The organism is Chitinophaga sp. 22620 (genome assembly GCF_052044405.1).
Taxonomy (GTDB): domain Bacteria; phylum Bacteroidota; class Bacteroidia; order Chitinophagales; family Chitinophagaceae; genus Chitinophaga.
Window position 1 is genome coordinate 504,151 of the sequence record NZ_JBQEMV010000001.1, and the last position, 21,287, is coordinate 525,437.

The following is a 21,287-nucleotide window of genomic DNA, read 5'->3' on the forward strand; positions in this document are numbered from 1 at the left end:
CTTATGAAAGGAATATCCCTGCTGCTATGCTTATGCTGCTTCCTCTCCGGCTTCTCACAGATGCCGCTCTACGAGGAAAAGAACGGGCAGCTTCGCCTTACCACCGAAGGCGCCGCGCATTTATCCGCCCTGCCGCTGAAATGCATGCAGCACGAGTTCCCTTACAAAACCGGCATCGTATATACGGACTCTTCCTTCCTCGCGGCCCCGAAAACCTATCACCCCGCTTTCTACGGCTGCTACGACTGGCACAGCAGCGTGCACGGCCACTGGATGCTCGTGCGCCTGCTGAAGATGTACCCGCAGCTTCCTAATGCCCCGCTGATCAGGCAGAAGCTGGCGGAAAACCTTTCGCAGGAAAACATCCGCAAGGAGATACACCTCTTCCGCAATAAGGAAAACAAGGGCTTTGAACGCATTTACGGCTGGAGCTGGCTGCTGCAGCTGCAACAGGAGCTTGTGACCTGGAACGACCCGCTGGCTGCGCAATTGCGACAAAGCATCGCGCCGCTGGCCTTCTATTTCAGCAATGCCTACCGCGACTTCCTTAAAAAGATCGCCTACCCCATCAGGGTGGGAGAACATACTAACCTTGCCTTCGGCCTGCGGCTGGCCTGGGATTACGCCGTTACCCTGAGAGACACCGCCCTGCAGGCATCCATCAAAAGCACCGCCATGCGGTTCTATGCGAACGATAAGAACTGTCCTGCCAGCTGGGAACCCGGCGGATATGATTTCCTTTCTCCCTGCCTCGAAGAGGCGGATCTGATGTGGCGAATCCTTCCGGCCGATGCGTATGCTAAATGGGTGCGGGAATTTTTGCCGGGCCTTTTCCAGGAAGGATCTTCCCTTTTTACCATCGCCACGGTGAACGACCGTACCGACGGAAAGCTGGTGCATCTTGACGGATTAAACCTCAGCCGCGCCTGGTGCCTCTACGGCATTGCGAAACACTGCGGGAATCAGCAGGAAGCCGTGCGCGCGCTGGCCACGATTCACCTGAAAGCCGCCCTGCCGCATGTTGCCAGCGGCGATTATGCCGGTGAGCACTGGCTGGCGACCTTCGCGGTTTACGCGCTTACTGTTGAATTCTGATAAAACACTTCCCTATGACCGTCCTGAATTCCATGCTTGTGCTCGCCGCCGGGCTCAACCTTTCTTCCACGCTGATCACGCTGACGTCTCTCGCCGGTTTTACCGTTGTGGCGTTCTATATATTCCGGCTTTCCCTGCCGGTGCAATATCCCACGCCTATTCCCTGGAACATCAGCGGAGGCCTGGTATTCATTGCGCTCGTTTTAGTGCTGCGGCAGCTCACGGCTATCTGGAGCCTGACGCAGATGGAAGTGTGGGGTGAAGACTTTTGGGTCAACCTTTCGGAACGGTTTGAAGGCGGGCAGGCTTTGCTCCTGAAGCTGATCATTTCGCTGGAGATCATCACCAACGCTTTCCTGATAGTAGGATCGGGATTCCTGTTAGTACTCTTTTTCAAGACCCGCGATATTTTCCCGCGCACGTTCATGGTCGTCCTCATTGCGCAGGAAGTGTTCGTACTGGCGGATACGGTTGGCGTGAGCCTGCTGTTTCAGCAGTTCGTTACGGAGGATATGAGGATGCTCATGATAAAAAGCATTGGCCGATGGGTGGTGATCATGCTGCTGATCAGGTATGTAATGCGATCGGAAAGAGCAGGCAAAACCTTTGTGTTGCCGCATAGCAGCCTGGTGAATGAAGAAGACCCGGATTTTTTGGCTGACCTTGAGGAAGAAGCGCATCAAAAAGGAGCTCATTAAGCTCCTTTTCTTTATAGAAGATCTATTGTTTCAGAATCGAAGATCACTACTTTGTCCCAGAGCATGTTGCAGTTCTCGATGAACTCCAGGTGCACGGGATGTTCCTGGTAAACGTCGTGGCCGGCAACGTCGTTGAAAACGGTGAGCAGGCAGTAGCTGTAGCTCCTGTCTATCACCGGACGGTCTGTAGCGGCAGGTTTGCCAACATTAAACACGATCAGGCTTTCTATTTTCCCGAGCGAGCTAACGCCTTCCTCGAACTTCCTTATATCTGCCGCGGACAGGTCCGGTTTCAGATAGAAATTAACAACGTGCACGAATTTTTTGGTGTGTGGCATAACCTAGTTTTTTACGGATGCCAAGTTAGCGGTTCCCTGCTTAAAAATCAAGCCATCCTTCATCACGAAGCTCACTTTCCCCATCACCTGTATGTCCTTCAGCGGGTCGCCGTCCACAGCGGTAAAGTCTGCTAGTTTCCCCGCCTCCACGCTGCCCATCTGGCTTTCCATGCCCAGCAGTTCCGCAGCTTTGATGGTGGCGGATTTGATGGCGTCCATCGCGGGCATGCCTGCTTCCACCATGTACACAAATTCAAGCCAGTTGCGCCCGTGCATGTACACGCCGGCATCGGTGCCAAAGGCGATCTTCACGCCTTTTTTCCAGGCCTTGCCAAAAGTGACCTGTATCTGCGGGCCGATGGCTTCTGCTTTCGGTTTCACAATGTCCGGGTAATAACCGGGTATCTTGGCGGAATCCGCTACGGAACGGCCTGCCGTGATGGTGGGCACATACCAGGTACCGTGTTTGATGGCGAGGGCCATCGCCTCATCGTCCATCAAGGTGCCGTGTTCGATGGAGTTCACACCAGCGCGGATAGCGCGTTTGATGCCCTCTGTGCCGTGTGCGTGCGCAGCTACTTTGAAGTTGTAATCTTTCGCGGTGCTGACGATGGCGGCCAGTTCTTCGTCCGTAAACTGCGGGCTGCTGCCGTCTTTCGCCACGCTCAGCACGCCGCCGGTGGCTGTTATCTTGATGAGGTCGGAACCATTCTTGTAAGCCTGCCGCACCGCTTTGCGGCATTCTTCGGGCCCGTTGGCCACGCCGGCATCCGGCCCGGGATCGCCCATGAGCGCGCGGCTGAAGCCGTTGGTAGGATCCGCATGCCCGCCGGTGGTGGCAATGGACTTGCCTGCCGTAAACACTCGCGGGCCAACGATCAGCCCTTTGTTGATGGCGTTGCGCAGGGCGATGTTCACACCGGTGCCGCCCAGGTCGCGCACGGTGGTGAAACCGGTCATGAGCGTACGCTCCGCGTAACGCACGCTCTGGTAAGCAAGATCCGCGGGGTTCTGCGTGAATTTTTCGGTGTAGGCATTTTTATTGGTTTCGCCTTCCAGGTGCACGTGCATGTCCATCCACCCGGGCATCACGGTTTGGCTCTTCAGGTCTATCACCTTGTCGGCGGGGCCGGGAGTGGTATAACCAGCCTGCACGGCCGATATCTTTTTGCCTTCGATGATCACGGTCACCTGCTGCCGCGGTTTGTCGCTCACTCCGTCTATCAGCGTGCCGCAATGCAGGATGGTGCGCTGCGCAGATGCCGTCAGCGCGCCGCACAGGGAAAACAGGAGGATCAGGGTCTTTTTCATATGTCCGGGTATATGTATGATGGTTGATCAGGTATGTTCGGCGATATGCTTGCGCACGGCCAGCCAGTTCACCGTATAAACAAGCGCCAGTATCGCGACGGTAGCCAGCAGGGCCATAATGCCCGGCCATTGCGACACGAACATGTTGCGCGACGCCAGCAGGCCGGAAGCCCACCATTGCAGGCCGGTAACCGCCGCAAAAGCGATAATGCCGGTAACGATGTACATCGGGATGAACTGTTTCAGCAGGTACCGTTGCAATTGCCCGGGAGACGCACCCAGCGTGATCAGCAGCCGTATCTCGTTCCGGTACGATTCTATCACCAGTTGAACGAACATGCTGAACACCAGCAGCGCAAACATCAGCAATACCAGCCCGAAAAAGCCCACGGCCGATACGATGATCTGCACAATGCCCCTGATCTTGCTGTATTTGGTCTTCTCTTCGTCTGTAATGTATTTATGCTCTTCCAGGTAAGAGGTGAGCACGGTGCTGCTGGGGTCTTTGGTTTTGATGATCACGCGGGAAGGCGCTTTGGCAGCGCCCGTGCCGTAAATATTGTTGGCCCAGTCCATAAAGGATTGCGGCACCAGCACGGTGGAAATGCGGTCGCTGAAACCCACGATCCTGCCCATAAAGCGGCCGGTGCGCATGCCCTGGCTGATCACGATGCCGGGACTGAGCGTTTTGATCGTTTCTTCGGAGAACTGCGGCATGTTGTTGCCCAGTGCAAAACCAAAGTTGAACATATTGGTGAAATCGCGGGGAACAATGATCGGAACGGTCTGTTCGCCTTCCTTCCATTTCCAGTCTGTTGTTTGCACGTCAATAAAATTATCCGGTACGGACTCGAAGAACGCGAGGGTGGAAAAGCCCAGCTGGTCCGCCTCCAGGCGCACGTTGTATTGCGCGGCGGTGATCACGCTAAAGTCTTCCACGAAGGGCTGCGCGGCAATATCTTTCAGTTCTTCCGGCCTGAAAACCGTCAGCTCCGGCCGGCCCATCATATCGTTGGTGATCTTTTTGTTCACCACCAGGTAATCCGCCCTTTCGTTCTGGTTCCGCTGGCCATACAACAGTTCGTTGAAGTTGGTATGCACCTGCAATGCCACGAGTATCAGCAGCATGGCTATCCCCAGCCCGATGGACGCCATCCAGAAGCGGCCCCGCCCAACACCGGTGTGAATGATCTTCTTTAAAATCTCGTTGAACTGCATGTTATAAAAGATAGCTTACGGTGTAGTCAAATCGTTGGTCGTGGTCAAGGTCGGTAAGAATGAACCCGGCTTTGCGCGCGGTGCATTCTTCCGCGATGAGCTTTGCGGCTTTGCCGGCATTGTCATCGTCCAGGTGGCTGAAAGGTTCGTCCATCATAAGCCATTCAAAAGGCTGCATCAGCGCCCTGATGATGGCGATGCGCTGGCGTTCGCCGTAAGACAGGGTGGCGCCGCTCTGCTTCAGCACATGCGTAACGCCCAGGCGCTCCGCAAATTCCAGCGCTTTTTCCTGCGGATAATATGGCTGCGGGTGCATCACCCGTTTCAATTCAATGTTCTCCAACGCCGTCAGCTGGTCGAACAGGCGGAGGTCCTGGAACACGACGCTCACCTGCTGCTGGCGGATGGCGCTCAGCTGGTCGCGGTTATAGCTCTGCCAGGGCTTGCCGTTCACGCTCACTGTGCCCGTATAGTCGTACCGGATATGATAGAGGTAATGCACCAGCGTGGTCTTACCGGTGCCCGAAGGGGCTTTGATCTTGATGAATTGTCCCGGTTGGAAAGTAACGTCGCGGTTCCAGATGTCGGACTGCCGCTGCAAAATCCTTTCGCGCAGCGGAACCGGCACAACCGCAGAAAGCTGGATCTGCATATGTTCCTGTTGTAGAAGCTTAAATATAGGCAAAAAAAAGAAGCTGCCCGTAGCAGGCAGCTTCTTCCTCCGCAAAGGGGATAAAAAATTTATGTTACGGCGCGGGAACGGCAACAGCAGAATCAATTACTGCGGTGCTGTCTGAAGGCTGCGCCCAGGCTGCCTCGTCCTCTGCCTTTTTAGATTCGTAATAAGCCCACATCTTTTTGGTGAAGTTCACCAGCTGTACCAGCGTGTTCTGGCTTTCATTCTTGAAATTCAGTTCCAGTACGGATTTCTGGTTCTTGCCGTTGAAGGGTTCGGAAGAAACGGTGAAGTTCTTCAGCAGGCCTTTCAAATCGTTGGCAATGCTGTCTGGCAGCTCTTTCATTTCCTTTTCGGGAATATTGTTCACGATCTTTTCGATATCGAGATATATGCCGAGCACGCTGCCTTTGGCGGCTTTCACCGCTACGTCTTCCAGCTTGGCTTTGGATTTGCCGGCTTCATAAGCGGTCAGCAGTGCTTCGTCGGAAGCAGCCAGGATGCGTTTGTCGTTGATGGAAACGGCCACATCGCCCATCGGCTGCTGCGGCACGTACTGGTCGCCCTGTTTGGAGAACATCGGCGCGATCATCTTGCTGCTCATTACTTTTTCGAAAGCGGCCTTATCGCCCACTTTCATGTTGAAAACGAATTTAACATCCGGTTTTTCCGTGGTCACGGTAGAATCCCAGGGAGAAGGCTGGCTCACTACGGCAAAGTCTGAACCGATAATAGCGATCTCGCCTTTGAATGCTTTCAGCACATCGTCGAGCGTCAGCTGCGCTTCGGCGAGGCCCATATTCACCAGGCCGTCCATGCCCACCAGTTTCAGGATCTCTCCTACCATACGCAGGTCGAAGTTCATCACGGCGAAACCGAGGATATTTTCGGAAGGATAATTTTCGATCATCTCCATGTTCACTTTCTCCATGGGATATTTTTTCATGATCTCAGACATTTCCTTACCTGCGTAAGAAGTGCTGTTCACTTTGATCTTCCCGTTCTCGAAGTGTGCGGCGGCGGTAGTGAACGCGCCTTCCGTCAGCTTCTTGATATTGCCGCTCATGAGCGCGGCCATGCCGGAGGGGGTACCGGGGTTGAAGGCGTAGATCTGCTCGCTGCTCATCCAGAAGAACACGTCGCCTTTTTCTTTCTGTATGTCTTTGAAAGATTCAACAGCGGCGATGGATTCGTCTTTTTTCAGGTGGAACAGCTTGTTGAGCGTTTCAACATTGTTTACGGCTTTGGGCGCAGCGGGAGCGGGCGCGGTAGTGTCGCCGAAGGCGTCCATATCAGCGTAGGCTGACTGGCCGTCGAGATCGCTCGGATCGAAAGCAAAAACGCCGATGAGGGTTTCTTTGTCGAAACCAACGATAGCGTTGTCTTCTTCCACATATTTAAAGTCGGTGCCGGCTTTTACTTCTTTCTTTGATTTCTCTTTCACGAAAGCTTCGAATTTGGCAGCGTCTTTCAGCTTGGCGGTAGCGGTAAAATAACCTTTGCTGCCGGCTTCACCGGGAACCATGGCGATGAAAACGTCGCCTTTCAGGTCGATGCCTGAGTTCTCAGCGTCTTTCAGGGCTTTGCCCAGGGAGTTGGAGGTATCTTTGGTCTGCACGGCGTCGAACAGCTTATCTACTGTCAGCCCTTCCGTAACCAGCTTCTCCTGTATCTGTGCAGAGTTTATGCCCAGCACGAGCGCAGCGGTTTTGGGAATATGCTTGCCCTGCTCCGGGGTCTTAGAACAGGCGGATAACAATAACACCGCTGCCCCGGAAAAAACGAGCAGCGTTCTTGAGATCATTCTTTTCATAAAGAGAAAGATGTTAAATGGATTTGAAAATTACCGGTAAAAATACAAGCTTTTTTGCTAATACGTTTAAATTTATTGATATGCGGCCTAAAACCGGCTACTTTCAACAATTTGTCTACCTTTGCATATATCTGAATTTTAACCATTTACCGAAGAACCGTTTAATTATGTACCTGATCCTCTTACAGTACATCCGGCCTGTTGCGGCTATAGAGCATTATCTGGCTGCGCACAACGCCTTCCTGGAAAAACAATACCGGGAGGGAAAATTCATCATCTCCGGCCGCAGGAAACCCCGCACCGGCTCCATCATCCTCTGCAAGGCCGGCAGCCGCCGCGAAGTAGAGGCCATTCTCGCCGAAGATCCTTTGGACAAATTCCAGCTGGCCGTGTACGACATCATTGAATTTGAGCCGAACACTTTCGAAATGGCGGATATCAGTTCCTGATCCACTTATTATTCCTTCCCCCAGTTTATCGCACCGGCTATGCCCGGCCTGCACCGCCAACGGTTATTCAAAAAAAGCCCATCCTTTTAAAATAAAGTTGTAAATTCAGAAGAGCACAGATAGAGAAAGAAAACCTGTAATTGTTTTATTGACCTTTTAAAACCTAACACACGTTATGCACAGTACCATTTACCCGTTAGTACACTAGCGCCCCCGCATTTTTTTACGCCATATCTGAATCGAGTCCTCATTCTTCATCACCAAAATCACTTCCGTTATGACTAAGAAGTACGATCAACTCGCGCCGTAAAACGGCTGCCAACAACCAAAACGCCAAAGCTAAATCGATTTTGTCAACCGGGGGAGTCAACCGATTTTCCATCCTGTAAACTAAAACATCTATGTCATTCCACGTAAACTGCGGAGCCCGCAGGCTGCTGGCCTTATGGCTATTGGTATTGCCATGCCTGGCCTCATGGGCACAATCCGGTAAGATCACGGGCAGAGTATCCGGCAAACTGGACAAATCGCCGCTGCCCGGCGTTACCGTTGTCATCAAAGGTACCAAGACCGGTACCGTTACAGACCCACAGGGCGTTTATTCCATTACCGCCAAAAGCGGCGATGTGCTGCAATTCTCTTTCGTAGGCTTCGGACAGAAAGAAGTAACGGTAGGGAGCGCCACCACCATCGATGTAGAGCTGGACGAAAATGCAGGCCAGCTGAACGAAGTGGTGGTGACCGGTTATGGCAGCCAGTCTAAAAAAGACATCACCGGCGCCGTGGCCACCGTTAATGTAAAACAGCTTCTTTCCGCGCCCGCCGCCAACGTGGGCCAGGCCCTCCAGGGCCGTGTAGCCGGCGTTACCATCGGCAACGAGAACGCGCCCGGCGGCAACGTAATGGTGCGCATCCGCGGCTTCGGCACCATCAACGACAACTCGCCGCTGTATATCATAGACGGGGTGCCCACCAAAGGGAACCTGAATATGCTCAACCTGAACGATATCGAGAGCATGCAGGTGCTGAAAGACGCTTCCGCATCTTCCATCTATGGTTCCCGCGCAGGCAACGGCGTGGTGATCATCACCACCCGCAGGGGAAAGCCCGGCAAACCCAAGCTCACCTACGACATGTATTATGGCACCCAGCGCGCCGCCAAATTCCTGGACCTGCTCAATACCCGGGAGTATGCGGACCTGCTCTGGGAATCGCGCATCAACGCCGGTAACGTGGACGCTGCCACCGGCTTCCCCAAACACGCACAGTTCGGCAGCGGCGCAACCCCCGTGGTCCCGGATTACATTTTCCCGGACGGCGCTTCCGCCAGCGATCCACGCGTGAATCCCGAAAACTACAGCGCCGATATAGACGCGCCGGAATTCAGGAAAACCAAATGGCTGATCACAAAAGCCAACAAAGAAGGCACGGACTGGATGGACGAGATCTTTGACCCGGCCCCCATCCAGAGCCACCAGGTGGGCGTTTCCGGCGGCAACGACGGCGGGCGTTATGCCATGAGCCTGAACTATTTTAACCAGCAGGGCATCATGATCCACACTTACTTCAAACGTTATTCCATCCGTGCCAATACCGAATTTAACGTGAACAAACGCATCCGCGCCGGGGAGAACCTGCAGGTAGCGTATGGCGAAAGAGTGGGCCAGCCCGCGGGCAACCAGAACGAAGGCAACCCCGTTTCCTTCGCATACCGCCTCCAGCCTATCATTCCCGTGTACGACATCATGGGCAACTTTGCCGGCACCAAAGGCGGCGACCTGGACAATGCGCGCAATCCCGTAGCTTTGCTCTACCGCAACAAAGACAACGTGGGCAAAGACCTCCGCATTTTCGGCAATGCCTTCCTGGAAGCTGACATCCTGCCCAACCTCACTGCGCGTACCAGCTTCGGCGTGGATTACACCACTTTCAATATCCGCACCTTCAACATCCGTGATATTGAATCCTCCGAATCAGCGTCTAACAGCAACCTGAGCACGAACAACAACTACGAGGCCACCTGGACCTGGTACAATACGCTCACCTACAAATTCAGGCTTGGCGCGTACCACCGGTTCAACGTGATCCTCGGCACCGAGTCCATCAGCAGCTACTTCGAGCAATTCGCCGCCGGCCGCGCCAACTTTTTCCTGGACGACCTGGACAACCGCTTCCTGGACGCCGGTAACGCCGGTACCTCCACCAACAGCGGCAATGCGTCCAACTGGCGCCTTGCTTCAGAATTCGGGAAGGTCAACTATGCATTCGGCGAAAAGTACCTGGTAGACCTCACCCTTCGCCGCGACCGTTCCAGCCGTTTTGCGCAGGACTACCGCGTTGCGTACTTCCCCGCGGCCAGCGTTGGCTGGCGCGTTACGGAAGAAGAGTTCCTGAAAGGCGGCCGCATCCTCAGCGACCTCAAGCTGCGCGCGGCGTACGGGCAGACGGGGAACCAGGAGATCGGTAACTACAACCCCTATACGTTCTTCGGAACCAATCCTACCACATCCTTCTACGACCTGAACGGCGCGCGCACCACCTCGCTGCAGGGTTACGAAATCACCCAGTTCGGCAACACCAATGCCAAGTGGGAAACCACTTCCAGCATCGACCTCGGGTTCGACGCGAGCCTGCTGGAAGGCCGCCTGGGCGTGGCTTTTGACTGGTATACCCGCAAAACCACGGACATGCTGTTTCCCGTAGAGCTGCAGTTCACACAGGGCATTGCCACCAATCCCTTCCGCAACATCGGCACTATGGTGAACAAAGGGATCGAGCTCGGCATCAATTACGTGGGAGACGCTGCCGCTGGCGATTTCCGCTACGACATCGGCGTCAATTTCTCCACCTACCGCAACAATGTTGAAGTAACCGACGGCAATCCGAATACCCGTTACTTCGGCTTCACCACCCGCCTTCCATCCATGACTGTTACCCAGGCCGGCTACCCCATCTCTTCCTTCTTCGGCTACCAGATAGACGGTATTTTCCAGACAGACGAAGAAGCCGCTAAACATGCCACACAATTTGGCGGAGGGGCGAACAACAAAGCCGGCCAGTTTATTTTCCACGACCGCGACGGCAACGGGGTGATCAATGCAGAAGACCGTATGGTCATCGGCAGCCCGCACCCCGATTTCACTTACGGGGCCAACATCCAGCTGGGTTACAAGAACTGGGGCCTGACGCTTTTTGCAGCCGGCGTACAGGGCAGCAAGATCTTCAACTACGTGCGCTACTGGACCGACTTCCCGACATTCGGCGGCAACCGCAGCCGTGAAATGAAGGATAATTCCTGGAGGCCGGGCAAAACCGACGCCAAGCTGCCGCAGCTGCGTTCCAACGACGTGATCAGCTCCAACCCGTCTACCTACTACCTCGAAGACGGTTCCTACTTCAGGATGAAGAACATCCAGCTGTCCTACAAGCTGCCGGAAAGCCTGCTGCGCAAAGTAGGCGTTGAAATGTTCCAGGTGTACGTGCAGGCGCAGAACATGTTCACCATCACCAAATACACCGGCCTTGATCCTGAGATCAACCTGCGCGCGTACGGCGCGAACAACGACCGGCATATGGGTGTGGACGAAGGCGCTTACCCGGCGGCTAAAACATTCCTGATCGGCGCAAACCTGAGCTTCTAATTCTTAAACTGATCGTTATGCAACTACGTAAAATATTTACCGCTCTCGTGCTCATCCTGATAGCGGTTTCGTGCAGCAACAAATTCCTGGACGTGAAGCCCAAAGCCGTGCTGCTGCCGGACCAGCTGAATAATAAAAAAGGTGTGAACGCATTGCTCGTGGCCGCTTATTCGCTGCTGGACGGCGTGGGCGCCGGCGGCACATCCTGGCATGGCTCCGCGGACAACTGGATCTACGGCGCCGTGGCTTCAGACGATGCCTACAAAGGTTCCACCTCAGGCGACCAACCCGAAATTTCTTTCATAGAAGCCCGTAAGATACTGCCGGACAATAACCACTTCAGGGGCAAGTGGCGCGCCGTGTACGATGGCGTTGCCCGCAGCAACGATGTGCTCATTGCGCTGGGCAAAGCCACGGACATAGACGAAACCGAGAAGCAGCAGATCATTGCGCAGGCCCGGTTCCTCCGCGCGCATTATCATTTTGAAGCGAAAAAGATGTGGAAGAACGTGCCGTATGTGGATGAAACAACTTACAACCCGGAAGATCCCAACAGCACGAAAGTTCCCAATAAAGAAGACATCTGGCCCAAGATAGAAGCGGACCTCCTGTTTGGATGGGCAAATCTTCCTCACCGGCAGACCCAGCCCGGACGCGCCACCAGGTGGGCCGCGGCGGCCATGCTGGCCAAAGCGTACCTGTTCCAGCAGAAATTCGCGCAAGCCAAGCCCCTGCTGGATTCCATCTATATCCGCGGCGGCTTTTCGCTCATGCCCCGTTATTCCGAGAACTTCCGCGCAGCCACCAACAACAACGCGGAATCCATTTTTGAAGTGGAGCACTCCGTGAACGACGGCGCCGGCGGCGGTGAAAACGGTAACCAGGGCGTAACGCTCAACTACCCATACGGCGGGCCCACCACCTGCTGCGGCTTCTTTCAGCCTTCGCAGAACATGGTGAACGCATTCAAAACAGACGCCAACGGTCTTCCCATGCTCGATACCTTCAACGATACCGACGTTAAGAACGACCAGGGCCTTGAATCAACCCAGCCCTTCACCCCCTACACCGGCCAGCTGGACCCGCGCCTGGATTGGACCGTAGGCCGCCGCGGCATTCCTTACCTTGACCATGGCGACCACCCCGGCAAGGCATACATCAGGGACCAGTCGTACGCCGGGCCCTATTCACCCAAAAAGCACCTCTTTTCCAAATCAGAGATCGGCAACTCCACCTGGACGGGCAACCCGCGCCAGAATGCGAACAATTACCGCATGATCCGCTTCTCCCACGCCATATTGTGGCTGGCCGAATGCGAGATAGAGCTGGGCAACCTGGAAAGAGCCAGAACGCTGGTGAACCAGATCCGTGCCCGTGCCCAGAACGCCGCCGGGTTTGTGAAAAGGGCAGACGGCACCAATGCCGCGAATTACGTGATAGGCCAATATACCGCGGCCTGGACGGATCCCGTGTTCGCCCGGAAGGCCGTGCGTTTCGAGGAAAGGCTGGAATTCGGCATGGAAGGGCACCGCTTTTTTGACCTGGTGCGCTGGGGCATAGCGGACCAGGTGCTGAACGCCTACTATGCGAAGGAGAAGCTGAAACGCACGTATTTCAACGACGTGACGTTCGAGAAAGGAAAACACGAGTACTACCCGATACCCGCCCAGGAAATACTGAACAGCAGCCTGAACGGGACGCCCACCATGGAGCAGAACCCCAATTATTAATACCATCCAAAAGAAAAGAGCCCCGGCGGCATGCCGGGGCTCTTTTTTATTTCCACGAAACCCTCATGAATAATTTATGCATTCCCGGCGCTGGTTAAAAACCCAGCCGCGGGCACAAGCCTGTTTTGCCGCAACATACAGTCAGGTTGGTGGAAAACTTATTCTTTCTCCTTATACTTCTTTTCGGCATCCTGCGCTTTGTCGAAATCGAGGATCACCGAGTTGATGCAGTAACGGAGGCCTGTTGGTGGAGGCCCGTCGTCGAAAACATGTCCCAGGTGGGCTTTGCAGCGGCCGCATTGTACTTCGGTGCGCTGCATGCCATGCGAATTGTCCGGCGTATAGATCACGCTGGTTTTGCTGATGGGCTGGTAAAAGCTCGGCCAGCCGCAGCCGCTTTCAAATTTGGTGTCTGACACGAACAGCGGATTGCCGCATGCTGCGCAATAGTAAGTGCCTTTGTCTTTTGCGTTCCAGTATTTTCCCGTAAATGCCCATTCGGTGCCCTTTCCGCGGGCAATTTCATAAACATCCTTGGGTAATAGGTTTTTCCACTCTGCGTCTGTTAGGTTTACTTTACCAGTATCCGTGCGGGAGTACACCGGATTCTTTTTTTCATCCATTGTATTGGTTTTTTTCCCGTTTTGAGAGTATGTGCATTGGCTGATCAATAACGTCAGCCCTAAAATTAGAAGATTCCACAATTTCATACCAGTTATTTGATTTCGCGTTAACTACGCCTTAACGTCATTGTTAATACCAGGGATTCTTGTCTTAGCTCAGCCTCCATAAAGGTACGAAACGCGGCCCCGAATGGATTGCCGGGGTATTGTATTTAACAATATTTTTTATTCCTACCTTTACGCCAAAAGGCAGGCAAGTGGCGGATATCATCAATTTACTACCGGACAATTTAGCGAACCAGATAGCAGCAGGGGAAGTGATCCAACGGCCGGCCTCGGCAGTAAAGGAATTGCTCGAAAATGCAGTAGACGCGGGCGCTACAGAGATCCAGCTTTTTATTAAGGACGCCGGCAAAGAGCTGGTGCAGGTAATAGATAACGGCAGCGGCATGAGCGATACGGACGCCCGCATGTGCTTTGAGCGCCATGCCACTTCCAAGATCCGTTCTATAGACGATCTTTTCCACATCCGCACCATGGGTTTCCGCGGCGAAGCGCTTGCTTCCATTGCCGCCGTGAGCCAGGTGGAGCTTAAGACCCGCCGCACCGGCGACGAGCTGGGCACTTTCATAGAAATAGACAACAGCGTCATCAAGCGGCAGGAGCCTTGCCAGACCGCTATGGGAACCAGCATTGCCATGAAGAACCTGTTCTTCAACGTGCCGGCGCGCCGTAACTTCCTGAAGAGCAATGCCGCCGAGATGCGCCACATCGTGGATGAATTCATCCGTGTGGCCCTCGCCTTCCCGCATCTCCAGTTCTCGCTCAACAGCAACGGCCAGCAGATGTTCCACCTCGAAAAGGGCTCCCTGAAACAAAGAGCGGTGAACATCCTCGGCCAGCACTACAATTCAAAGCTGGTGACCGTCAAGGAAACCACCGATTATATGAACATCCACGGGTTTGTAGGCAAACCGGAAACCGCGAAAAAGACCCGCGGCGACCAGTTCTTTTTCGTGAACAACCGCTTCATCAAAAGCAGCTACCTGAATCATGCGGTGATGAACGCTTTCTCGGAAATGATCCCCGGAGACAGCTACCCGCTCTACGTTCTGTTCATCGACCTCGATCCCGCGCATGTGGACATCAACGTGCATCCTACCAAGCAGGAGATCAAGTTTGACGATGAGCGCATCCTGTACGCCTTCGTACAATCTGCCATCAAGCACGCCCTGGCCCAGTTCAGCGTTACGCCCGCGCTGGATTTCGACCTGGATCCCGGCATCCAGCAGCTGGACGCGCTTACGCAGCCTTTCACCGAACAAAAGAAAGTGCAGTCTGCCAATACTTCCATCTACAAAACCTTCACGCATGCCAACCAGGCGCATGTGATCGATAAAAGCAGCAGCAGCAACCTCCAGCACTGGAAAGAGCTTTACGGCGCGCCGGCCCGGCCTGACAATGACAATGTGCCGCAGGAACAGCCCGCCAGCACTGCTTCTGTGATAGACGAACGCTGGCAGGAAGCCGCCACCGATCACAAAGTGCCTGTGCAGGTTCACCAGCAATACATCCTTTCGCAGATAAAATCGGGCTTTATACTCATAGACCAGCGGGCCGCCCACGAGCGCATCCTGTACGAACGCTACCAGAAAGCCCTCGCGGAAAAGCCCATGGCCACCCAGCAAAGCCTTTTCCCGCAAACGTTGGAACTGATTCCTGCGGATGCGCTGGTGGTTGCCGAAATGCTGCCCGACCTCCAGGCGCTCGGTTACGACCTTGAACCTTTCGGCCAGCACACTTTCGTAGTGCGCGGCACCCCGGCAGACATACAGATGGGCAACGAACAGGCCAGCATAGAAGGGTTGCTGGAGCAGTTCAAACATTTCAGCAACGAGCTGAAACACAACCGCCGCGAGCGTTTGGTACGCTCCATGGCGCGCAACAACGCCATCCCTCCCGGGAAAGTGCTGGGCACGCGGGAAATGCAGAACATCATAGACGAACTGTTCGCCTGCTCTACCCCTAATGTGTCGCCAGGCGGGCGTTTCACGTTCATCTCCTTCAAGCTGAACGACCTCGAAAAAATGTTTGAAAGAGGGATGTAATTATCCCCTGAGCACGTCCATCACGTCTTTCAACTGGTGGTACAATAAGGAATAAGCTTTGTAATTTTTCCGGTACACGTGCAGATGTGCAGCGTCCGGCTCAAATATGCGCGCGGCCGCCGCGGGACTGAAATCCCAGGCATTGATCTTCTCAAGCGCATGCCAGCCCAGCAATGCGGCGCCCAGCGCGGAAGCGTCCTCATCCTGGTGCAGCAGCATCGGTTTCTGGAATATATCGGCCAGTAATTGTATCCACAAAGGGGAGGCGGTAAATCCACCGCTGACGGTCACTTCCTGCACTTCGCCCACCACATTTTCCAATGCTTCGCCCACACTGTAAAGCCCGAAGCAGATCCCTTCGATCAGCGCCCGCTGGAAATGCGGCGAACCATGATGCTCGCGCATGCCGATGTAGGCGCCGGCCGCACGGCTGTCCCACACGGGCGCACGTTCGCCCAGCAGGTAGGGCATGCACAGCAGTCCGTCTGACCCGGGAGGCGCGGTGAAAGCGGTTTTCAGGAAGTCGTTGTAGTCGGACCAGGGCAGGAAAGCCTTGGAGAACCATTGCAGCGCCCCTCCGCCATTGTTCACGGCTCCCCCGCAAACGTAATGCTCCGGCGTGAGCAGGTAAGAGAACAGCCTGCTTTGGGCATCTTCCGCGGGTTTGCCGGTCATCATACGCATAGCGCCGCTGGTGCCGATGGTAAGCGCGGCATGGCCAGGCTGAACGGCACCGCTGCCCAGCTGGGCCAGGCAACCGTCGCTGCTGCCGGTGAGGATAAGCGTATCTGCGGGAACGCCGAGCGCCTGTGCCATAGCGGGATCCATCCCGATGAGCAGGCGCGTGGTCTCTACGGGAATAGGCAGGCGTTCGTCCGTAATGCCCGCCAGTTCAAGGGCTGGCGCATACCAGTCCAGGTTGCGGATATCGAACAATCCCGAGCCGGAAGCCAGGGAATAATCTGTCACGAATTCATGAAAGCAGCGATACAGGAAAAGCTCCTTGATGCCGGCAAAACACGCGGCCTGGTCAAATATTTCCGGCTGGTTGTCGCGCATCCATTGCAGCTTGCAGAGCGGGCTCATGGGGTGAATGGGCGTGCCGGTGGCCTGGTAGATCTCCTGCCCTTTGGGCGTATCCTTCAGCGCGGCGGCATATGCTTCACTCCGGTTGTCTGCCCAGGTCATAAGCGGCGTAAGCGGCTCCCCGTCCGCATCCACGGCCATCAGGCTGTGCATGGCGCTGCTAAGCGCGATGGCTGCCGGCGGGGCTCCCATCTCTTCGACGGTCTGTCGGATGGTGCTGATCACCGCGGAAATGATCTGTTCGGGGTCCTGCTCACTGAAACCGGGCTGCGGCCGCAGGGTCGGGTATGATTGTCTTTTTGACACGGGAATATGCCCGGAAGGCGTTACTGCAACCGTTTTGGCGCTGCCCGTTCCGATATCAACTCCCAGGATATATGGTGTGCTCGTTGTCATAGAATAGAAGCCGAAAGTAAAAAACACCTTCCATTTTCCACATTTAATTTATAGATTTAAATACTTAGGTCGAATCTTATTAACAAAAATCCACGTTCAAAACCATGGCATTTGAGATTAAAAAACAGGCGAAGGCGTACGATGTATGCATCATCGGCTCCGGCGCAGGAGGAGGCATGGCTGCCAAGGTACTGTCTGAAGCGGGGCTCAAAGTAGCGCTGCTGGAAGCAGGACCCAAATACGATCCCGCCGATCCTGATCAGCAAACACAGCTGAAATGGCCCTATGAATCGCCGCGCAGGGGTGCAAATACCACCCGCCCCTTCGGCGACTTCGACGCCGCTTACGGCGGATGGGAAATTAACGGCGAACCTTACACGAAAAAGAACGGCACACAGTTCGACTGGTTCCGCTCACGCATGGTAGGCGGACGCACCAACCACTGGGGGCGTATTTCGCTCCGATTCGGCCCCAACGATTTTAAGCACCACAGCATAGACGGGCATGGCGACGACTGGCCCATAGGCTACGACGATGTAAAACCTTTCTACGACCGTGTGGATAAAATGATCGGTGTATATGGCTCCAAAGAGGGCATTTACAACGAACCGGACGGGTATTTCCTTCCGCCGCCCAAGCCGCGCCTGCACGAACTGATGGTGAAAAAAGCCGGCGACAAGCTCGGCATTCCCGTTATTCCTTCAAGGCTTTCTATTCTCACCCGCACCGTCAATAAAGACCGCGGTGCGTGCTTTTTTTGCGCCCAATGCAGCAGGGGCTGCAGCGTGCATGCGGACTTCTCGTCTTCCACCGTGCTGATCAAGCCGGCCATGAAGAACGGGAATGTGGACCTGTATACCAACGCCATGGCCCGCGAAGTGCTCACCGACGCAAGCGGGAAGGCCACCGGCGTGAGCTATGTAGACAAAACCGATTTACAGGAATACGTGGTGAACGCCCGCGTGATCGTACTGGCCGCCAGCGCCTGCGAATCCGCGCGGTTGCTGCTCAATTCAAAATCATCCGCGCACAAAAACGGCCTTGCGAATTCGAGCGGCGTGGTGGGCAAGTATCTGCACGACAGCACCGGCGCTTCGCGCGGGGCTTATATTCCCTCGCTCATGGACCGCAAACGGTACAACGAAGACGGTACCGGCGGTATGCACATGTACATTCCCTGGTGGCTGGACAATAAAAAACTGGACTTCGCGCGCGGGTATCATATCGAAATGGGCGGCGGCATGCAGATGCCCGGTTATGGTTTTGGCTTCGGGATAGAGAGCGTGCAGCGAATGAACCCCAATGCCGGCGGCATTACACCAGGCGGCTACGGCGCTTCGCTGAAGAACGAATACCGCCGCTATTACGGCTCCAATGTCGGTTTTGCGGGAAGAGGGGAAGCCATTGCCCGGGAAGACAACTATTGCGAAATAGATCCGAGCGTGGTGGACAAATGGGGCATTCCTGTACTGCGCTTTCATTACACCTGGAGCGAGCACGAGATCAAACAGGCCAAACACATGCACGATACGTTCGAACAGATCATCCACGAAATGGGCGGCATCCCCTTGGGCACGAAACCCGGTGCGGACACGATGTACGGGCTCGAAAACCCCGGCCGCATCATCCATGAAGTGGGCACCACCCGTATGGGCGACGATCCGAAACGTTCCGTGCTCAACAAATTCAACCAGGCACACGACGTGAAGAATGTGTTCGTGGTAGACGGCGGCGCGTTTGTATCCCAGGCGGACAAAAACCCTACCTGGACCATCCTGGCACTTTCTCTCCGCGCATCAGAATATATTGTGGACGAATTGAAAAAACAAAACCTGTAATTATCATGGACAGAAGAGAATCGCTCAAAGCCTTGATAGTAGGCTCTTTGTCTACCGGCGTTATGCTCAGCGCCTGTGAACCCAAAACCGCCGAAAAGGAAAAGGTGGGCGCAGGCGTGCTGAAGGCCTATGGCCGTACGCCCGACGAAGTGCAGCGCGACGAAACGCTTTTAAATGAAACATTTTTCACCGCCGAGGAAATGAAAACCATTACCGTGCTGGCGGATATCATCATCCCGAAGGACGAAACCTCCGGCAGCGCCTCCGAAGCTAAAGTGCCGGACTTCATCGAGTTCATCGTAAAAGACCAGCCGAGATACCAGACGCCGATACGCGGTGGCCTGCGCTGGCTGGACGTGCATTCCCTGAAGCTGCATAACAAGATCTTCACAGACCTCAGCAAAGAGCAGCAGCTGGCCATTGCGGACCAGATCGCGTATCCTGACAAGGCTGCACCGGAGCTGAGCCAGGGTGTGAGCTTCTTCAGCGTCATGCGCAACCTTACGGCCACGGGCTTCTTCACCAGCGCAATGGGTCTGAAAGACCTTGGCTACAAAGGCAATCAGCCCAACGTGTGGGACGGCGTGCCGGATGATGTGCTGAAGCAATATGGACTGGCATATGACGAAAGGACCCTTGCCATTTCCATTAAGCCGGACGACCGTGGGAAGGTGATGACCTGGGAAGATTAACACCGGCTGGTGTAACCTTATACATAGCGGCACGTTATAAGATGAAACACCCTATAACATGCCGCTATGAAATTTTTACCATTTTTCATCCTGCTTTGCGCTGCCAGTACAGGCATTCGCGCGCAGAAAGCGCCTCATAACCTGATATTCCCTTATCATCACCAGGTAAAGTTTTCACTGGTGCCGCTGCACGATCCCGTTAATCCTGGTTTTGAGTTTACTTATGAGTTCCAGTACGCCAGAAGGTGGGCTTCACAAATAGGCTACACCACGCTGTCCAACGGCATTCACGAACTATTTGACGGTGAAGACGAATTCTTCGACTTCAGCGGCCGGCGCATCAGCTTCGAGCAGAAATATTTCTATCCTGCCAAACACAATCATCCCGTCCGTAAATATTTCTCGCTGGACCTGAACCATCTTGACACCCGCACCACTAGCGTGATACTATACGACATCGACAGGCACCCGAATGACCAGACGGTGCTACCGGACAGGATGCACATAGTACGAAGCACCTTTTCTATCAATTTGAGATACGGGTTCGAGATCGCGATCCCCAGGCGCTGGATGCTGGACATTTCCGGCGGTCCCGGTTTGAAATACCGCAAGGTGTCCAACGATTTTTCGCCCCGTTACAGCAGTTATATCCACAACGATTGGGATCTCTTTACCATCGACGGCGTCGACCGCTACACGCCTATAGAAGCATGGGTGCCGAATCTAACGCTTAACGTCAAGATCGGGTACATGTTCTGATCAAAAAAGAATACCAATACCTGGTGTAATATCATAACGGCCAAATGCTCCTAATCCGACGCCATGAAGTTTTTACCTGCCATACTATTACTCCTTGCCTGCAGCTTTGCCCATGCTCAAAGCGAAAGCAACAACACCATTTCCCAACACCGCAACCAGCTGAAATTTTCATTGTTCCCCCTGCACGATCCCATCAATCCCGGTCTTGAATTCACCTACGAACGTCAATACCACGAACGGTGGGCTACACAGGTCGCTTTTACCATATTATCCAACGGCCTTCATGAAATGTTTGACGAGGAAAAGGAATATCATGGCTTCAAAGGCCACCGCATCAGCATCGAACAGCAATGGTTTTACCCCACGCGCCGCGAACGGCAGATCAGGAAATACTTTTCACTGGATGCCAACCGCCTCGAAGCCCATACCATCCGCACCACCTACAGCGACGCCGCGCCAGTGAACCCGGTGGACCGCATGAATATTTACCGCCGCACTTTTTCCCTCAATTTTAAATACGGTTATGAAATCCCGGTGAAGCGCCGTTTTTTGCTGGACCTGAGCGCGGGCCCGGGCCTGAAGCACCGCCGGGTGAGCAACGACAAGAATTACGTAGGCGGCTGGCGATCCGACTGGGATGTGAACAGGATTTACGCACCAAGAAATGAATGGGCGTTAAATTTTGTGCTGAGCGTCAGGATCGGGTATATGTTTTGAGTGAAGAAGGAGAAACTTCGAAATACCTGCACGTGCTCACCAATATACCGTAGACTGGCTGCTATCGATCAAACTGGAAGCTGCGGAAACTGCTGCGCG

At 54.4% G+C, this 21,287-nt stretch carries 17 protein-coding genes; 10 read left to right on the plus strand and 7 right to left on the minus strand.

The window, feature by feature from the left end:
• Positions 1–3: 3 nt before the first annotated feature.
• Together ACTJIK_RS02125 and ACTJIK_RS02130 are read left to right on the plus strand one after the other, a co-directional pair.
• Positions 4–1,095 (plus strand): DUF2891 domain-containing protein, encoded by a 1,092-nt coding sequence (locus ACTJIK_RS02125; protein WP_440644621.1) that lies wholly within the window; start codon positions 4–6, stop codon positions 1,093–1,095.
• A gap of 14 nt (positions 1,096–1,109) precedes the next feature.
• A complete protein-coding gene (locus ACTJIK_RS02130; protein ID WP_440644622.1) occupies positions 1,110–1,793 on the plus strand; it encodes a DUF2569 family protein in 684 nt (227 codons plus the stop codon).
• A gap of 11 nt (positions 1,794–1,804) precedes the next feature.
• Here the strand turns inward: ACTJIK_RS02130 and ACTJIK_RS02135 are convergent, their stop codons facing one another.
• The 5 genes from ACTJIK_RS02135 to ACTJIK_RS02155 all read right to left on the minus strand — a co-directional run bounded on the left by ACTJIK_RS02135 (position 1,805) and on the right by ACTJIK_RS02155 (position 7,149).
• Positions 1,805–2,131: a Dabb family protein gene (locus tag ACTJIK_RS02135; protein ID WP_440644623.1), complete on the minus strand. Its 327-nt coding sequence runs from the start codon at positions 2,129–2,131 to the stop codon at positions 1,805–1,807.
• Positions 2,132–2,134: 3 nt separating this feature from the next.
• A complete protein-coding gene (locus ACTJIK_RS02140; RefSeq protein WP_440644624.1) occupies positions 2,135–3,442 on the minus strand; it encodes an amidohydrolase family protein in 1,308 nt (435 codons plus the stop codon).
• A gap of 27 nt (positions 3,443–3,469) precedes the next feature.
• Positions 3,470–4,660 carry an FtsX-like permease family protein gene (locus ACTJIK_RS02145; protein ID WP_440644625.1) on the minus strand — a complete coding sequence of 397 codons (1,191 nt, stop codon included), beginning with the start codon at positions 4,658–4,660 and terminating at the stop codon, positions 3,470–3,472.
• Between the two features lies 1 nt (position 4,661).
• The gene (locus ACTJIK_RS02150; protein ID WP_440644626.1) at positions 4,662–5,312 is read right to left on the minus strand and encodes an ATP-binding cassette domain-containing protein; all 651 of its coding nucleotides are present in this window, start codon (positions 5,310–5,312) and stop codon (positions 4,662–4,664) included.
• A 94-nt stretch (positions 5,313–5,406) separates the two neighbouring features.
• A complete protein-coding gene (locus ACTJIK_RS02155; RefSeq protein ID WP_440644628.1) occupies positions 5,407–7,149 on the minus strand; it encodes a DUF4836 family protein in 1,743 nt (580 codons plus the stop codon).
• Positions 7,150–7,316: 167 nt separating this feature from the next.
• Between ACTJIK_RS02155 and ACTJIK_RS02160 the strand changes: the two genes are divergently transcribed.
• The 3 genes from ACTJIK_RS02160 (at position 7,317) to ACTJIK_RS02170 (ending at position 12,969) form a co-directional block, all read left to right on the plus strand.
• Entirely contained in the window at positions 7,317–7,598 is a 282-nt protein-coding gene (locus ACTJIK_RS02160; protein WP_440644629.1) for a YciI family protein, read from the plus strand.
• 401 nt (positions 7,599–7,999) lie between these two features.
• Positions 8,000–11,239 carry a SusC/RagA family TonB-linked outer membrane protein gene (locus ACTJIK_RS02165; protein ID WP_440644630.1) on the plus strand — a complete coding sequence of 1,080 codons (3,240 nt, stop codon included), beginning with the start codon at positions 8,000–8,002 and terminating at the stop codon, positions 11,237–11,239.
• A 17-nt stretch (positions 11,240–11,256) separates the two neighbouring features.
• Entirely contained in the window at positions 11,257–12,969 is a 1,713-nt protein-coding gene (locus tag ACTJIK_RS02170; RefSeq protein ID WP_440644631.1) for a RagB/SusD family nutrient uptake outer membrane protein, read from the plus strand.
• Between the two features lie 158 nt (positions 12,970–13,127).
• Here the strand turns inward: ACTJIK_RS02170 and msrB are convergent, their stop codons facing one another.
• On the minus strand, positions 13,128–13,592 hold the full coding sequence (msrB, locus tag ACTJIK_RS02175) for a peptide-methionine (R)-S-oxide reductase MsrB (RefSeq protein ID WP_440644632.1): 465 nt from the start codon (positions 13,590–13,592) through the stop codon (positions 13,128–13,130).
• 257 nt (positions 13,593–13,849) lie between these two features.
• Here msrB and mutL point away from each other — a divergent pair, with 257 nt between their 5' ends.
• A complete protein-coding gene (gene mutL / locus ACTJIK_RS02180) occupies positions 13,850–15,700 on the plus strand; it encodes a DNA mismatch repair endonuclease MutL (RefSeq protein WP_440644634.1) in 1,851 nt (616 codons plus the stop codon).
• On the opposite strand, the gene ACTJIK_RS02185 is transcribed toward mutL, so the two are convergent.
• A complete protein-coding gene (locus ACTJIK_RS02185; protein ID WP_440644636.1) occupies positions 15,701–17,182 on the minus strand; it encodes a gluconokinase in 1,482 nt (493 codons plus the stop codon).
• A 104-nt stretch (positions 17,183–17,286) separates the two neighbouring features.
• On the opposite strand from ACTJIK_RS02185, the gene ACTJIK_RS02190 reads away from it, so the two are divergent.
• The 4 genes from ACTJIK_RS02190 to ACTJIK_RS02205 all read left to right on the plus strand — a co-directional run bounded on the left by ACTJIK_RS02190 (position 17,287) and on the right by ACTJIK_RS02205 (position 21,188).
• Positions 17,287–19,020 carry a GMC family oxidoreductase gene (locus tag ACTJIK_RS02190; protein ID WP_440644637.1) on the plus strand — a complete coding sequence of 578 codons (1,734 nt, stop codon included), beginning with the start codon at positions 17,287–17,289 and terminating at the stop codon, positions 19,018–19,020.
• Positions 19,021–19,025: 5 nt separating this feature from the next.
• Complete coding sequence (locus tag ACTJIK_RS02195) at positions 19,026–19,712, plus strand: gluconate 2-dehydrogenase subunit 3 family protein (protein WP_440644638.1); 687 nt, start codon at positions 19,026–19,028, stop codon at positions 19,710–19,712.
• 66 nt (positions 19,713–19,778) lie between these two features.
• The gene (locus ACTJIK_RS02200; RefSeq protein WP_440644640.1) at positions 19,779–20,471 is read left to right on the plus strand and encodes a hypothetical protein; all 693 of its coding nucleotides are present in this window, start codon (positions 19,779–19,781) and stop codon (positions 20,469–20,471) included.
• A gap of 63 nt (positions 20,472–20,534) precedes the next feature.
• Complete coding sequence (locus tag ACTJIK_RS02205; protein WP_440644641.1) at positions 20,535–21,188, plus strand: hypothetical protein; 654 nt, start codon at positions 20,535–20,537, stop codon at positions 21,186–21,188.
• Positions 21,189–21,287 lie beyond the last annotated feature (99 nt).

Bases quoted from the DNA above. Each gene is read 5' to 3' on its own strand.
- ACTJIK_RS02160 (WP_440644629.1), top strand. From the start codon at position 7,317: ATGTACCTGATCCTCTTACAGTACATCCGGCCTGTTGCGGCTATAGAG.
- ACTJIK_RS02205 (WP_440644641.1), top strand. From the start codon at position 20,535: ATGAAGTTTTTACCTGCCATACTATTACTCCTTGCCTGCAGCTTTGCC.
- ACTJIK_RS02170 (WP_440644631.1), top strand. From the start codon at position 11,257: ATGCAACTACGTAAAATATTTACCGCTCTCGTGCTCATCCTGATAGCG.
- ACTJIK_RS02140 (WP_440644624.1), bottom strand. From the start codon at position 3,442: ATGAAAAAGACCCTGATCCTCCTGTTTTCCCTGTGCGGCGCGCTGACG.
- ACTJIK_RS02185 (WP_440644636.1), bottom strand. From the start codon at position 17,182: ATGACAACGAGCACACCATATATCCTGGGAGTTGATATCGGAACGGGC.
- ACTJIK_RS02195 (WP_440644638.1), top strand. From the start codon at position 19,026: ATGGACAGAAGAGAATCGCTCAAAGCCTTGATAGTAGGCTCTTTGTCT.
- ACTJIK_RS02165 (WP_440644630.1), top strand. From the start codon at position 8,000: ATGTCATTCCACGTAAACTGCGGAGCCCGCAGGCTGCTGGCCTTATGG.
- ACTJIK_RS02130 (WP_440644622.1), top strand. From the start codon at position 1,110: ATGACCGTCCTGAATTCCATGCTTGTGCTCGCCGCCGGGCTCAACCTT.
- ACTJIK_RS02190 (WP_440644637.1), top strand. From the start codon at position 17,287: ATGGCATTTGAGATTAAAAAACAGGCGAAGGCGTACGATGTATGCATC.
- ACTJIK_RS02150 (WP_440644626.1), bottom strand. From the start codon at position 5,312: ATGCAGATCCAGCTTTCTGCGGTTGTGCCGGTTCCGCTGCGCGAAAGG.
- ACTJIK_RS02145 (WP_440644625.1), bottom strand. From the start codon at position 4,660: ATGCAGTTCAACGAGATTTTAAAGAAGATCATTCACACCGGTGTTGGG.
- ACTJIK_RS02200 (WP_440644640.1), top strand. From the start codon at position 19,779: ATGAAATTTTTACCATTTTTCATCCTGCTTTGCGCTGCCAGTACAGGC.
- ACTJIK_RS02155 (WP_440644628.1), bottom strand. From the start codon at position 7,149: ATGAAAAGAATGATCTCAAGAACGCTGCTCGTTTTTTCCGGGGCAGCG.
- ACTJIK_RS02135 (WP_440644623.1), bottom strand. From the start codon at position 2,131: ATGCCACACACCAAAAAATTCGTGCACGTTGTTAATTTCTATCTGAAA.
- ACTJIK_RS02125 (WP_440644621.1), top strand. From the start codon at position 4: ATGAAAGGAATATCCCTGCTGCTATGCTTATGCTGCTTCCTCTCCGGC.
- msrB (WP_440644632.1), bottom strand. From the start codon at position 13,592: ATGGATGAAAAAAAGAATCCGGTGTACTCCCGCACGGATACTGGTAAA.